Annotated in this window: 13 protein-coding genes; 2 read left to right on the plus strand and 11 right to left on the minus strand. The window is 49.5% G+C overall.

Annotated elements, in window-relative coordinates:
* Positions 1 to 95: 95 nt before the first annotated feature.
* Positions 96 to 611: a DUF2179 domain-containing protein gene (locus MHB82_RS28650; RefSeq protein ID WP_095290851.1), complete on the minus strand. Its 516-nt coding sequence runs from the start codon at positions 609 to 611 to the stop codon at positions 96 to 98.
* Between the two features lie 314 nt (positions 612 to 925).
* Between MHB82_RS28650 and MHB82_RS28655 the strand changes: the two genes are divergently transcribed.
* Positions 926 to 2,026 (plus strand): Leu/Phe/Val dehydrogenase, encoded by a 1,101-nt coding sequence (locus MHB82_RS28655; protein WP_341176430.1) that lies wholly within the window; start codon positions 926 to 928, stop codon positions 2,024 to 2,026.
* Positions 2,027 to 2,167: 141 nt separating this feature from the next.
* On the opposite strand, the gene MHB82_RS28660 is transcribed toward MHB82_RS28655, so the two are convergent.
* The 9 genes from MHB82_RS28660 to MHB82_RS28700 form a co-directional block, all read right to left on the minus strand.
* Positions 2,168 to 3,823 carry a hypothetical protein gene (locus MHB82_RS28660; protein ID WP_341176431.1) on the minus strand — a complete coding sequence of 552 codons (1,656 nt, stop codon included), beginning with the start codon at positions 3,821 to 3,823 and terminating at the stop codon, positions 2,168 to 2,170.
* A gap of 1 nt (position 3,824) precedes the next feature.
* A complete protein-coding gene (locus MHB82_RS28665; RefSeq protein ID WP_153980352.1) occupies positions 3,825 to 4,610 on the minus strand; it encodes an ABC transporter ATP-binding protein in 786 nt (261 codons plus the stop codon).
* A 251-nt stretch (positions 4,611 to 4,861) separates the two neighbouring features.
* Entirely contained in the window at positions 4,862 to 5,494 is a 633-nt protein-coding gene (locus MHB82_RS28670; RefSeq protein ID WP_127537447.1) for a PepSY domain-containing protein, read from the minus strand.
* 153 nt (positions 5,495 to 5,647) lie between these two features.
* A complete protein-coding gene (locus tag MHB82_RS28675) occupies positions 5,648 to 6,436 on the minus strand; it encodes a PepSY domain-containing protein (protein ID WP_341176432.1) in 789 nt (262 codons plus the stop codon).
* A gap of 76 nt (positions 6,437 to 6,512) precedes the next feature.
* Positions 6,513 to 7,901, minus strand: coding sequence for a sensor histidine kinase (locus MHB82_RS28680; protein WP_341176433.1), 1,389 nt, complete (start codon positions 7,899 to 7,901; stop codon positions 6,513 to 6,515).
* The gene (locus MHB82_RS28685) at positions 7,898 to 8,641 is read right to left on the minus strand and encodes a response regulator transcription factor (RefSeq protein ID WP_110758407.1); all 744 of its coding nucleotides are present in this window, start codon (positions 8,639 to 8,641) and stop codon (positions 7,898 to 7,900) included. Before MHB82_RS28685 ends, MHB82_RS28680 begins: the two co-directional genes overlap by 4 nt.
* Positions 8,642 to 8,688: 47 nt before the next feature.
* Positions 8,689 to 9,333, minus strand: coding sequence for an SDR family oxidoreductase (locus MHB82_RS28690; RefSeq protein WP_341176434.1), 645 nt, complete (start codon positions 9,331 to 9,333; stop codon positions 8,689 to 8,691).
* Between the two features lie 317 nt (positions 9,334 to 9,650).
* Entirely contained in the window at positions 9,651 to 10,832 is a 1,182-nt protein-coding gene (locus tag MHB82_RS28695; RefSeq protein WP_095290835.1) for an NAD(P)/FAD-dependent oxidoreductase, read from the minus strand.
* 23 nt (positions 10,833 to 10,855) lie between these two features.
* Positions 10,856 to 11,302: a DUF1641 domain-containing protein gene (locus tag MHB82_RS28700; protein ID WP_095290826.1), complete on the minus strand. Its 447-nt coding sequence runs from the start codon at positions 11,300 to 11,302 to the stop codon at positions 10,856 to 10,858.
* 681 nt (positions 11,303 to 11,983) lie between these two features.
* Between MHB82_RS28700 and MHB82_RS28705 the strand changes: the two genes are divergently transcribed.
* Positions 11,984 to 12,157, plus strand: coding sequence for a CsbD family protein (locus tag MHB82_RS28705; protein WP_082704104.1), 174 nt, complete (start codon positions 11,984 to 11,986; stop codon positions 12,155 to 12,157).
* Positions 12,158 to 12,326: 169 nt separating this feature from the next.
* On the opposite strand, the gene MHB82_RS28710 is transcribed toward MHB82_RS28705, so the two are convergent.
* Positions 12,327 to 13,328 carry an NAD-dependent epimerase/dehydratase family protein gene (locus MHB82_RS28710; protein WP_341176435.1) on the minus strand — a complete coding sequence of 334 codons (1,002 nt, stop codon included), beginning with the start codon at positions 13,326 to 13,328 and terminating at the stop codon, positions 12,327 to 12,329.
* Positions 13,329 to 13,386: the final 58 nt, after the last annotated feature.

Genomic DNA, 13,386 nt, shown 5'->3' on the forward strand with positions numbered 1-13,386 from the left:
AACTTCTAAGGAAGTTCTTCAGGGATAAGGAAAAGCAATGAAACCGAAACTGCTCACAAAAAAACAGGCCTGCAGCGCGGCATGCCTGTCTTATCCTATTTTTTGATGGAGCGTGTCCAAAATCCGCCATGGAACTGCTTCGGTTCTACAGTGATCACAAATGCCTTCGGGTCCAGTTCCAGAATGGTCTGGTACAGCAATTTCTGATTTTTCCGTTTCGCCAGAATCTCCATGACCAAACGATCTCCGTCACGTCCACTGCCTACCCAGGCCGTAACCCCATAACCTCTATCTCGCAGTGCATTAGCTACATTCCCGCCCATCTGATTACAGATCACTTTAACCGTAACATAACCGAGCGCAATCTTTTCTTCAATCCAGGCTCCGAGCAATACACCCAGGCCATAGCCTACGGCATAAACGATCAATGCAGACGGTTGGGTCAGGTACTTCAAGACCAAATTCAGCCCCAGTACATAAATGACGATCTCACCCATGCTGATGAGGGCTGCGATATATTTCTGTCCTTTGAGTGTCAGAATCATCCGAAGCGTATACGCCGACACGTACACGATTTGGATCAAAAAGATAAACAACAATATTTTAAGCAACGACAATCCCTCTTTCCTGGCATGCACAACGGCTGGGCCCACGATCCTGGCTGCGGTCCGTTTCCTGTACGTTTTTCCATATCTCCATCATTGGACATTATGCGAGCTTTTTAAACGGTTGAAAGCAAATCTCGGGGTTTTCCTGTCGAATGCCACGCTGGAATTGCCATTATAGAACCGTTTGTCCCGATTATCAACCCGACAGAAGACCCAGGGGCGAAACCTGGTTTTTGTGAATAGAATGAAGAGCAGTGAACGGAGAGCAAACGCTCAGACGACAAGAGGGGTACAAGGTGACATAAGGGGGAAGGGCCATGCTGCTATGGCAGGAAATGGAGCGCGAAGGCCTCGAAGAACTCGTGTTTTGTCATGATCCGCACAGTGGACTGCGGGCTGTCATTGCCATCCACAGCACCGTCCTTGGACCGGCACTGGGAGGCTGCCGCTGCTGGTCGTATGCTTCGGAGGAAGACGCTGTTCGTGATGCAATCAAGCTGGCCAAAGGCATGACTTACAAAAATGCCGTTTCCAACCTGCCGTATGGCGGCGGAAAAGCCGTGGTCTGGGAGGTACCAGCGGCAGAGCAAGTATCGGGCGTGGAGCCGTCTGGCAATAACAGCTTGAACCCAAGTCTATCTCAACGTGCGCATATCTTCCGCTCACTGGGACGCTTCCTGGAACGGCTGAATGGCCGCTATGTTACAGGCCTTGATCTGGGAACTACGGCAGCGGACATGGACCAGATCCGATTGGAAACCACCCATGTGACGGATACGACTGGGTCACTGGGGGCTCAAAATGACTTCACCGCCGAAATGACTGCCTACGGGGTGTATACAGGCATTGTGACCTCGCTGCAGCATCAGGGGGTCACTTCTCTTCAGGGCATTCCCATTGCCGTCCAAGGACTGGGCAAGGTCGGGCATGCCCTGTGCCGCCACCTGCATGCAGCCGGGGCACGGCTCATTGTGGCAGACGTTGTACCGGAACGTGTACAACGTGCCCTTATGCAGTTCAGCGGCACTACCCCGGCCGATCCGGCCCATATTCACGCCGCTGACTGCAAGGTGTTCGCCCCCTGTGCACTGGGGGGCGTGTTGACCCCGGCAACGGTGGAGGAGCTGCGCTGCTCCATCGTTGCCGGGGCGGCGAACAACCAGCTCAGCGAGCGGGAGCCGGTTGTTCGCCGCATGCAGGCGCGGGGCATTCTGTACGCGCCTGACTATGTGCTTAACGCAGGCGGCATCATCAGCACCGCCTACGAGCTGGAGGGTGAAGGGCCGGACGAGATCCGCCAGCGGGTGGCGGAAATCGCGGATACACTCACCCAGGTCTACCAACTAGCTGCTGCATCAAGCATCTCCACTGCTGATGCAGCAGACCTGATGGCTGAGGCCCGACTTGCTCAGCCATGAATTCCCCTTCCTCTTTCTTTACCGAATGATCTTCAAAGGCAAAAGGCCAACCTGGTTCAGATGAACGGGTTGGCCTTCGTTCTTACGGTGTACTACGTGCATTTTGTTCCTTGCCTGTTCCTTGTCTGCTCCCCACTCACGTCAAACCTGAACATGCACCCGCTTAACCCGGTATAACATGGTCCAGAGCAGCACATTGGCCACAATCAGAAGTCCTCCGAAGATCCAGATGCCTCCTGGCAGCGTACGAAAGAAAACATGGATCCCCCACAGCAGGGCAATCACCGGAAATGCCGCGAATACGAACCACCCATCACTTTGCTGGGCAATACTAAAGGACAGGGAGAACGGCGGCTTGCGCAATAACAGTTTGCTTGTTAACGGGATCAGCGCCGTACCCACCAGCAGGATCACCGCCAGATCAGGCAGAATGCGCAGCCCGAATGTCCAGGCGAACACAATGGCATTCAGCAGAAAAACAGGCAAGAACATATTGCACATAAATGCCTTCAGTGCACCCTTATAGAGCACATTTTCATTCGCAATCGGTGCAGCCCGGAAGGTCCAGAAAGCCTTGTATTGGCCCGAATATTTCAGCATGATAATCACCGAAACCACAAGAATCAGCATGATGTACAACGTATAAAAGAACGAGCCCTCTCTAAGCTCCGCCCATGTCGAGGACTGCAGCTGGGTGAACCAGAATACATAAGGCAGGACAAAGGATAATCCAATGGATGGATATACCTTCAGCTTGAATTCCCGCTCATTCCGCATCATGCTCGCTGACAGCCGGAAGCACGCCTGCTCCTCTCCGGAACGGCAGAACGCTCTGGCAACCGTGCGATCCCATGACCCTTTTCTTCGCCCCGAGGTCGATCCGGAATGGGCCATTTTCTCCAAATACAGTTCAAAGGAAGGCATCAGCTTCACATAGATAACCAAACTGATCATTGGAACAACAACAGCCAGCGCGCTGAAGGTATACAGCCATGCATTCCCACCACCACTGAACAGCCATTCATATACAGCTGCATACCACACGGGAGGAAGTAAGAGCTGCCACCAGGCTGGCGTGAAGACCATGTCAAAATCAATGATACTGAATGACCGTGCAACGAGCTGATATCCAACAGCGATGCCAACGGATAACAAAATCTGTACCATGTTAATCATGTCTTTCAGCTTCTCTCCATCCAGAAACTTCATCATGAACAGGTAAACAAGAGAGGTGGTGACCAGAATGAACATATTGATCAGAATGAGTTCCGCAATGAATAACAGGAAGAATCCGATACCATGTGTGATTAAGCCTGCAACCAGTGGTACGGCTGTCAGGGAACCTGTCAGCAGCAGCAAATACACTCCGGCATGAATAGCCCGGGCCATGCTAACCGTACGGGCATTCACCGGCTTGGTCATAATGATATTCCGATCCCGGATATCCAGCAGCACGGACGAAAAGTCCGAGATCATGGATGTCATGATGATAAACATCAGCACAGCGGTGACCAGACCCATCTGGAGCATATAATGACCCGTATCCCAGACGACGAATGGCACCAGAAGCAAACCCATCAATCCGTACAACCAGAGGGACCGAAGATACAGGTTCCCTTCCTTCTGCTCTTTATTACCGCTGCGCGATGACAATACAGTCGGTACCCTGCGCTGATCCATCCTAAATTTCACTTTCAATATAAGCCGCAGTACATCATAATCCGCACCCGTCTTGGTAATGATATGGCGAAAATGATCCAGAATCTTCAGCGTACGGAATTCGGTGGATTCCGCCATATCAATACACCTCCTGTACAATCGACACAAAGCGTTCAGCTATCGCCTTATGCTCATTAAAGCCTGTCAACTGGTTAAACACCTCTTCAAGCGTGCCTTCCATGGACTGCTGCTGCAGCTGCCTGAATGTCCCGTCTGCCATCACTCTTCCTTCCGCAATGAGAATGATCCGGCTGCTGATCTTCTCGACCACATCCATGATGTGTGAGGAATAGAAGATGGTTGTCCCTTTGGCCGACAGCTGTGACAATATCTCCTTGACCACCATCACGCTGTTGGCATCGAGTCCACTGAGCGGTTCATCCAAAAACAACAGATCCGGATCATGCAGCAATGCTGAGATGAGCAGCACCTTCTGGCGCATCCCCTTCGAGAACGAGGCAATGCGGGAATGATAGGATTTTTCGAGTCCAAAGCAATCCATCAGCTGCTTTGCCTTGTAATCGGCATCCTCATAAGACAAGCCATACAGTTCCCCAATGAAGGTCAGGTATTCTGCTGGCGTCAGTTGTTCATACAGCTCTGCAACTTCGGGGACATAACCGATTCTCCGTTTATATTCCGTATCCCCATCTGCGATATCCTTGCCAAAGATGCAAACCTTGCCCACATATCCTTCAACCAATCCCAGCAGGATTTTGACCGTGGTGCTTTTGCCGGCTCCATTGGGACCGATGTACCCGATCATCTCTCCCCGCTTCACCTCAAGATCAATTCCGTTCAGGACATAACGTCCGTTATAACGCATCCGCAAGCCTTCAATGGAAAGTACTTGTTCTTCGTTCACTTCGTTATCCAGCTCCTGTCTCTATCTATTTCTATAATTCTACTAGTTTACCACAGTTTAGGATGCTGTGATCCGGAATGAACATCATAACTAACAACAGACCTTTAAGATAATGATGAAAAGACAGCAAAAAGGACGCTTCATATGAAGCGTCCTTTACCACGAGCATGCAGCTTTCAAGAGGTATTCTCTCAAGATGTAAGAGCATGCTATCTTGTATTTATTTTAATGGGTCTCTTAACGTTCTTTCATTAATCCTCGTCGTCAAAATCCTGGTCAAAGGACAGCACTTTACCTGTATTGGCATCCACATCAACATCCGCTTCACCATCTGCGGTTCTGATCTCGATCTCATAGACATAACGTCCGTCATCATGGTCAAGCTCAATTTCGGTTACTTTTCCACCTGTCACCTGTTTCAGGGCAATCGCAGAGGCTTGTGCTTCGGTCAGTTTAACCTGTTTTGCAGCAGACTGGTTGGAAGTACTTGTGGCAGAGCCATTGTAATTATAATCATCATCGTCGTCATAGTCTTCATCATCCACAACCGCCAGGATCTTGCCTGTGTAGGCATCCAGACGTACCACAACGTCATTGCTTCCTTTGCGGTCGATTTCGACTTCGTAGAACGTTTGGCCGTTTCTGCGCTCCAGATCGATGTCGTCCACTTTACCCTCAGCTGCTTTTAATGCCGCTGCTTTGGCCTGCGCTCCTGTCAGCAATTTTCCAGTACTGCTCTGATCCTGTGTGACCGACTGCGAAGTCGATGATGGCGTGGTTTGTACCGACTGTCCGTTTACACTGCTGCTCGCCGCTACCGCCGATCCTCCAAGAAGTACCGCTGCCGAAATGCTGCCAATCCATAGTTTGTGTTTGTTCATCATCATGTTTCATCTCCTCGTTGTTATTCTCGTTCTCGTCTACAGTTATAGAATAACCTGTGCGCATGAGAGATCAGAGAGAGTCAGATTAGAATTTGATGAGAAAATGAGACGAACATTCACAGCATTATTGCATCTCTATTGTTGAGTCTTTACTTAATCTTCTTCTTCATCCCAGGTCACGGACCGGATCGCTCCAGATATAGCGTTCACCTGCACGATAGCTTCCCTGCCGTCCTCCAGATCAATCTCGACCAGGTAATAGGGATTCCCACTATTCGTCCCACGGAGCTCCGTGTCATCCACTTCCCCGGGAACTCTGGCAAGTGCCTTTTGCTCAGCTTCCTTCTCACTAAGAAACTGAGGAGCATCATTTTCTTTTCCCGGTTCCGAAGCTGGCGCATCCAACGTCTGGGAAGATTGCTTCTCCCCGTTATAAGGATCAACTGTCCACTGCTCACGACGATTATCCTTCATTTTCAATACTGCCAGATAAACCGGACTCCCCTGCTGTTCCACCAGTTCCAGTGATACCAGCTGCTCATCGGTTTGCTTCCGTAACTCCGTCTTGATCTGCTCACGGCTGAGCAGTGTTTTTTCTTCAGCCTGAGGATTGGATTCCAGCCGCTTAATGGCATTGACTGTAGCGGTTACCGCATCCAGCTGTACATCATATAGCCCTGTATCGGAACGAAGCTGCATGATATACGTACCGTCCTTCAACGTGGAATTCACAATTTCTCCAGGGTATTGTTCCAATACGGCCTGAGCCGCTGCATCCGCACTCAGCATCACACGGCTGGATTGCCATGGCTGCCACCAGCCTACGATTGCGACAAGCAGCACAGCCACAATCCCTGCTCCCCACCATATCGGTCGCTTTAACCTTCCGCTCGTCTTCTGCTGTTCCCGTTTCATTTCCGGTGGTACTTGTGACTTTTCCAATCTGCCTCCCCCTTTCACACGTGCATCTGCTCCCGTGACACTCTTGGCATCAGTATACAAGAGAAGAATGAGAATTTCATGAGAACAGGGTCGTCTGAACGGATACTGGCAAAATAATCGAAGCCTCGGTGCCTACACCTTCTGCACTCTTCAGTTCAACACGTGCCCCTATAGCCCCTGCGATGTCCTTCGCGAGAGACAATCCCAAGCCCGATCCACTTGCTCCGCCGCTGCGAGTTCTTGCCGGGTCCACACGGTAGAAACGGTCAAATACTTTGGTTAGCTCTTCCTCCCGCATTCCAATCCCCGTATCAATGATGCATATCCGGCATTCCTGTCCTTTGGCTTCCAGTCTGACTTCAATGGCATCTTCGCTGTACTTGCGGGCATTGTCCAGCAGAATAAACAACATCTGCTTCAGCTTACTTTCATCACTGATCACCCAGATACTGCCTGGATCATCACAGTAAACTTCCCGGTGATAGGCTTCACGGAAGGCTCGAGTGGATTCCTGAGCCAAACGTGTGATATCAAGCTTTTCCAGCTGTATGTTCCATTGCTCTGGCTGCTTGGCCAGCAAGAGCAGCTGTTCGGTCATCTCCCGCATGCGAATGGATTCGGACAGTATGGCTTCAACAGCCTCATCGAACACCTCAGGTCGTTCCTTGCCCCGTCGCTGCAGCAGACTTGCATAACTCTCAATAATGGTCAGCGGTGTTTTAAGTTCATGTGAGGCATCCGAAACGAAACGCTCCTGCCGCTCGAAGTTGGATTCCAGCAGTTCCATCATGCGGTTGAACGTCTGCCCCATGGTACTCAGTTCATCCTTTGATTGGGCGGCCAGTGGAAGCCGCTTAAACTGGCCGCTTGACTGGATATCACTCATGGTACGGGTCATCTGCTGGATCGGCCTTGTCATCCGGTTCGCCAAAATTCGGCTGGAGATTATTGCAGGGATCAATGCGATGATCGTTACAACGACCAGAACCGTACGCAGCACGGACAGGCCATTCTCGGTATCTGCAACACTTTCAGTGACTTGTACATTCACCACTTCACCATCAGGCCAGATTACGGGCACAGACACCCACACATATTCCAGCTGTCCAACCCGGGTATACTCCGATTTCTTTTGGCTCTCGTACTTATACGGCAGCTTGCTCAACTTCTCGTTCAGTTGGGGCTCTGTCGCTGTCGTTACCGGATCGGAACTGGTACCATCTTCATTGACAATGCGGAGCATTCCTTCCACCGGCGCATAAGCACGCAGCAGATCGTCCGGTGGAATGGATTCGGCAGAATCACGCACTCCTGTTACGATCGAGCCGGCCTCAGCTTCGACACGCTTGATCTCATTAGATATTGAAATCCGTTCAAATACGATGTACACGGACAGGTTTACAGCAATGAGCAGTACCGCAAACAATACGGAGGAGTATCCATAGATTTTGCTCCGCAGACTCATGATTGCTCCTTCAGAACGTATCCAACACCACGAACGGTATGTATTAAGGGTGGGGTGAATCCGTTATCTACCTTTTTGCGCACATAACGGATATACACATCCACCACATTGGTATCTCCATAATAATCGTAACCCCAAACGGCCTGCACAATCTGATCACGACTCAATACCTGACGCTGATTCTGCAGCAGATACACGAGAAGATCGAACTCACGTGGAGTAAGCTCGATAGGTATTCCATCCCGGGATACCTCCCTTGTACCCTCATTCAACTTCAATCCAGCGGCAGTAAGCCAGCCTGTTTCTTCTTCAGTCATATGGCTTGTTGTGTCTTGATTGGCATGTCGTATTACCCCGGATGAAGAAGCGGCTGCGGCACTCAGCCGGAGCGCTGCCCGTACTCTGGCAAGCAATTCTTCAATTCGGAAAGGTTTAGTAATGTAATCATTGGCACCGAGATCAAGTCCCGACACCTTGTCCTCGACTGAATCCTTCGCTGTCAGCATCAGGATGGGCACCATGGCATCTCTGGCACGAATTCGCCGCAACACCTCAATTCCACTCAGGCCTGGCAGCATAATATCCAACAGAATCAGATCCCACTGGCCGCCATGATACATGTCCAATCCTTCCGTACCGCTCCCTGCCTTACCCACCTGATATCCCTCATACTGTAATTCAAGTTCAAGCAGGCGTGCGATTTTGGGTTCATCTTCAATCACCAGTATGGCTTCATTCATACCAAGTTCCCCCTCGTTCCATTCTCCCGATATCTTACAATAGAACTCTACAGTTTGCCCAATGCATCCTCCACGAAGTCATCCCCGGCAATCAGGTCAAATGCCATTCGATATGTCTTCTCTTCCTGCAGGGATGCCGCGATAACACGAGCCACATCCTCACGCGGTATACTCCCTGGTTTCAAGTCTGTTCCTACGGCGATTTTTCCTGTTCCTGGTTCATTTTTCAAGCCACCAGGACGAATAATCGTATAATTCAGCTCGCTCGCAAACAGCGCGCGATCGGCATAATGCTTCGCCACATAGTACGGTTTAATGGCATCCGACCATTTCTCCCGCTGATCTGCACCAAAAGCACTGACCAGAATGTATCTGGAAATGCCCTGCTGCAGTGCGGCCTCCATTGTTTTTACAGCTCCGTCGAGATCAATAAGAAGTGTCTTGTCTGCACCTGTAGAACCACCGGACCCTGCCGTGAATACGACAGCATCATGATCCTTCATCGCTTCAGCCAGATCATTCACGCTGCCCTCCAGATCACCCATGACTACATTTGCACCCAGCTGTTTCAAAGCATCTGCCTGTTCCGGTTTGCGAATTATTGCCGTTACCTGATGCTTGCCTTCCTGGGCGAGCTGTTCCACAAGCATCTTGCCAATTTGTCCGTTTGCTCCAATAACCAATACATTCATATGTCATGCTCCTCTCGGTTAAACGGGTAACCCCGTGTAGTTTTATCCTTCTCTGGACTTGTCTTTAATTTAAACGAAAGCCGGCGCTTCTAAGCGCCGGCTGCTGTGATCCCATCCGTTTAGCGCATTGTCAGCGCATAAATACTGTTTCCATATACATCTTAATATACCATACACCCTGTACTGTCTATACCTGACCCATCTCATCCAGTTCTACAGCCCTTTCAACCTCACTTGCTCCCCTTAGCGTTTAACCCTGGCTAAAGCAACGCAAAAAGGGTGCCCCGAGGGGCACCCTTATATGGATGGCTACTAAATTAGTAAGCCAGTGCGAACAATCCGTGGATGTGAGACAGGTAACGAATGTTACTTGCTTCTTTCATCATGGTTGCTGGCAGACCTTTCAGACGAGTCTGGTTGCCACCGATCATGCCGACAGCATCCTTACGACCCAGACTTCCCAGTGTACCGGAGAATACTGGTGTGAAGGATTCCATTGCGCCACCTTTGAACATTACGCTCAGGTTGTGACCAATGGTTTCACCCATTTGCCAAGCCAGTTGTGCAGTTGGAGGATAAGGGCGAGCGCCTTCGCTAGGGAAGACCACTGCGCTGTCACCAGCAACGAACACATCTTTGTGGGATGTGGATTGCAGAACTTCCGTAACTTTAGCACGGCCGCGATCCACTTCAATTCCACTGTTAGCAACAACCGCATTACCTTGTACGCCACCTGTCCATACGAGTGTGTTCGTAGGGATGGAGCTGCCGTCTTTCAGCAATACTTCGTTTTCTTTCATCTCTGTGATCGCTACGCCCACGATGAAGTTAACGCCACGTTTCTCGAGACTCGATTTTGCACGGTCAACCAATTCTGGCGGGAATCCTGCAAGAATGGATGGACCTGCTTCAACGGTATACAGGGAGATATCGTTGAAATCGATACCTTTTTCTTGGCATACGCCTGGCAGCAGGTCAGCGAATTCGCCGACAAGCTCGATACCAGTCAAACCGCCGCCACCAATAACAAACGTTGCGTCTGCTTTGTTGCCGGATTGTTTGTAAGCATCCAGACGTGCTTCAACGTGTGCACGAATGCGGTTAGCATCGCTAACGGATTTCAGCGTGAAGCTGTACTCCTGCAATCCCGGAATTCCGAAGAATGCCGTTTCGCTGCCCAGGGCAACGACGAGTGCATCATAAGAGTAAGTAGAGCCGCTGGTCATCAGAACTTTTTTCTCGTCCGGCTTGATTGTATCCACCGTATCGATTTTCAAGTTCACGTTTTTACCACGCAGCAATTTTTCAAGCGGAAGAGCAACTGCCTTTTCAGCAATGCTTCCTGCTGCAAGACGGTGCAGTTCCGTAATAATTTGGTGCGTAGGGTAACGGTTCACGACTGTAATTGTCGCTTCTTCCGGTGTCAGGTATTGACGCGCAGTCAGCGCAGTCAAAAGACCACCGTAACCTCCGCCCAAGATCAAAATTTGCTTCGACATATCCATCCTCCGTTCTTCTAATCTTAACGTTGCTGTTGTTGACGCTCGTTCAGAATGCTCAGGAATGATTGAGCAAAACGCAGCGTTTGTTGTACGTTTGGATCTTTAAGCATTTTGAGCATAGCGAACAGACCAACCGAAGTTTGCTCTGCTTGCGCACGATCACTTGCTTCGATTGCAGCGGAAGCTACACCTTTGGCTTTGTCTACAACTGGTTTAGCGAATTCACCCATTGCGCTCATTGTGTCGCTGATCAGAACTTTGTCTGTAGCTACGCTTTGTGCAAAGTCATAAGCTTTGGTCATGGCAGTAACCATTTCAGCCAATTTAGGCAGGTTTTCAACCAGAACGGTCAGAGACTCCTGTACCTCAGGCTTCATCAGTTGATCGAGCACGTCCAAGGACTGGCGCTCGGAAACGTTGGCACCTTCTGTAACTGGCACCTCTTGTTGAGTAGGCGATTGTGACATAAGAGAAAGTCCTCCTTTACTTTGGGATAGAAGTCCGCGACTTTCATGATGCCTGTCAAGCAGAGCCGAACCACGAATACAAGGGATACATTGAAATGTACCAAATTTCACACAATAGAAAGAGCGAAGCCCAAGGGCCGCTCTCGGATCATGTATTGTATTGGGTCTATTGCGGACAACATGTGTTGACGCAAAACGACAAGCAGGCCGAAACCGAACTCTATACCCTTATATTACACCTCTTACACATGAACATGAAAAAGAAATTTTTTACACTTGTGAAGATATTGTGAACATTGTAACAAATCCGATTTTTTTGTCAAGCTTCGCGGTCGGAATGTAACCGCTTATCCTTTTGATCCAGATCTGCATTCCTACCACATGTGGTATTAAGACAAGATCACATACGTCCATATGTGCGAAAAAGTACATATAGAGGTTTTTTTCAGTCTTATTTTTAGGAAGTGTTTTCCAAAATCATGAATTCCATGCAACGAATTTGGTCACTATCGTTATTATGCAGCTTGTCTTGCTGGCTTATTCCCTATTCGCTCAATTCTTCCCGATGAGAATCTTGACCTTATTTCAGGCCCTTACGACAGCTTCTTCTGACAGACAAAGTTTAAAATTACAGGAACCCGGTTAATAAGGACTACACCAGAAATGAAGGAGATGTTCGATATGAGTAATTCAACTAGCGATAAAATCAAAGCAGGCGTGAATAAAGCAAAAGGCGAAGTGAAGGATCAGATCGGTAACGCAACAAACAACAGATCCCTTCAGGCTGAGGGTAAAAAGGACAAGGCGAAAGGCGCGGTTCAAGATAAAATTGCCGATGTAAAAGATCGCCACTAGGATCCGGTCTCATATGCTTCGCACGATCAAGTCGTGCACTATATACGTGATGATGTGGGCCCGTAGACATGCAGTTTGAACATGCCTGCACCTACGGGACAGAAAAAAGCCAAGGAAGGTGTTATTCCAATCACCCTTCCCTGGCTTTTTTTGATTGCAGTAAGTTGTATCAAATTGCTGGAGCCACATATCTAGCCATATCCACGATAAACTCATGACTTCCTCTCGATGTTTGATACTGTCTGCTGAATTGTCGCACCCAATCCGGATGCTCCTGATACCAGCGGTATGTCTTCTCCAGCCCCTGTTCCAATGTAATCTGCGGTTTCCATCCCAGCTCTTCTCTTAATTTGCCCGAATAAACGACTAAACTCGAACCTCTGGACTGGGTCGGTTCCTGATCCCGAATCTCCACATCACCTGTGGAGCGCTGCAGAGATTGCAGCAGCTCGCCAATCTCCTGCATTGTTGTGCCTTGTCCTGTCGAGATGTTATACGTATGCCGATCTTGTCCATGCAGCATAATCTGTTCAATGGCTTTTAGTGCATCATCGATATACAGAAAATCACGTACAGCAGATCCTTGAATATCCAGCCGCAAACCATCCATCATCCGGCCAAAATTGCGGGGAATGATTCGGTCAGGCAGCTGCCATGGCCCATACAGGTTGGTTAGGCGGAAGATTTTGACGGGGAGGTTGTAACATTGGGCATAGGAATGAGCCAGCGTCTCACAGGCTACTTTGGATGCCGAATAGGGTGATACGGGAGCATATACGTCTGATTCGGAGTACACTCTGCCAAACTCGCCTCCATAGACCTCTACCGAGGAGGCCAGTACAACCGGAATACGATGATTGGCTGCATACTGCAAAATGGCCTGCGTGCTTAGTGTGTTGTTACGAAACACTTCTCCTGGGTGATGGTAGGAATAATCCACATGCGGCATGGCTGCCAGGTGAATAATATAATCGGTTCCCTGGGGCAAGCTGAAGCGGTCTGAAGCGAGGTCACAACAAATGAAGGTCATCTCATGCAGCGGGGAGCTGTGAACAAGTCTCTGACAATAGTCATCCCGGTCGATCAGAGTAATACGGTGGCCTTTTTGCGCCAAATAATGAGAAAGATTGAATCCCACAAATCCGGAAGCCCCTGTAATGACAATGTTCACCAAACCATTCCTCCTTGGATTTTACTCAGGCAGGCTCTTGAGGCGAGCGTATGTATTG

The organism is Paenibacillus sp. FSL K6-2862, assembly GCF_038005125.1.
GTDB classification, from domain to species: Bacteria; Bacillota; Bacilli; order Paenibacillales; family Paenibacillaceae; genus Paenibacillus; species Paenibacillus illinoisensis_A.

Coding starts and splice junctions, on each gene's coding strand:
- MHB82_RS28700 (WP_095290826.1), bottom strand. CDS start 11,302: ATGTCACAATCGCCTACTCAACAAGAGGTGCCAGTTACAGAAGGTGCC.
- MHB82_RS28655 (WP_341176430.1), top strand. CDS start 926: ATGCTGCTATGGCAGGAAATGGAGCGCGAAGGCCTCGAAGAACTCGTG.
- MHB82_RS28685 (WP_110758407.1), bottom strand. CDS start 8,641: ATGAATGAAGCCATACTGGTGATTGAAGATGAACCCAAAATCGCACGC.
- MHB82_RS28690 (WP_341176434.1), bottom strand. CDS start 9,333: ATGAATGTATTGGTTATTGGAGCAAACGGACAAATTGGCAAGATGCTT.
- MHB82_RS28680 (WP_341176433.1), bottom strand. CDS start 7,901: ATGAGTCTGCGGAGCAAAATCTATGGATACTCCTCCGTATTGTTTGCG.
- MHB82_RS28705 (WP_082704104.1), top strand. CDS start 11,984: ATGAGTAATTCAACTAGCGATAAAATCAAAGCAGGCGTGAATAAAGCA.
- MHB82_RS28660 (WP_341176431.1), bottom strand. CDS start 3,823: ATGGCGGAATCCACCGAATTCCGTACGCTGAAGATTCTGGATCATTTT.
- MHB82_RS28670 (WP_127537447.1), bottom strand. CDS start 5,494: ATGATGAACAAACACAAACTATGGATTGGCAGCATTTCGGCAGCGGTA.
- MHB82_RS28695 (WP_095290835.1), bottom strand. CDS start 10,832: ATGTCGAAGCAAATTTTGATCTTGGGCGGAGGTTACGGTGGTCTTTTG.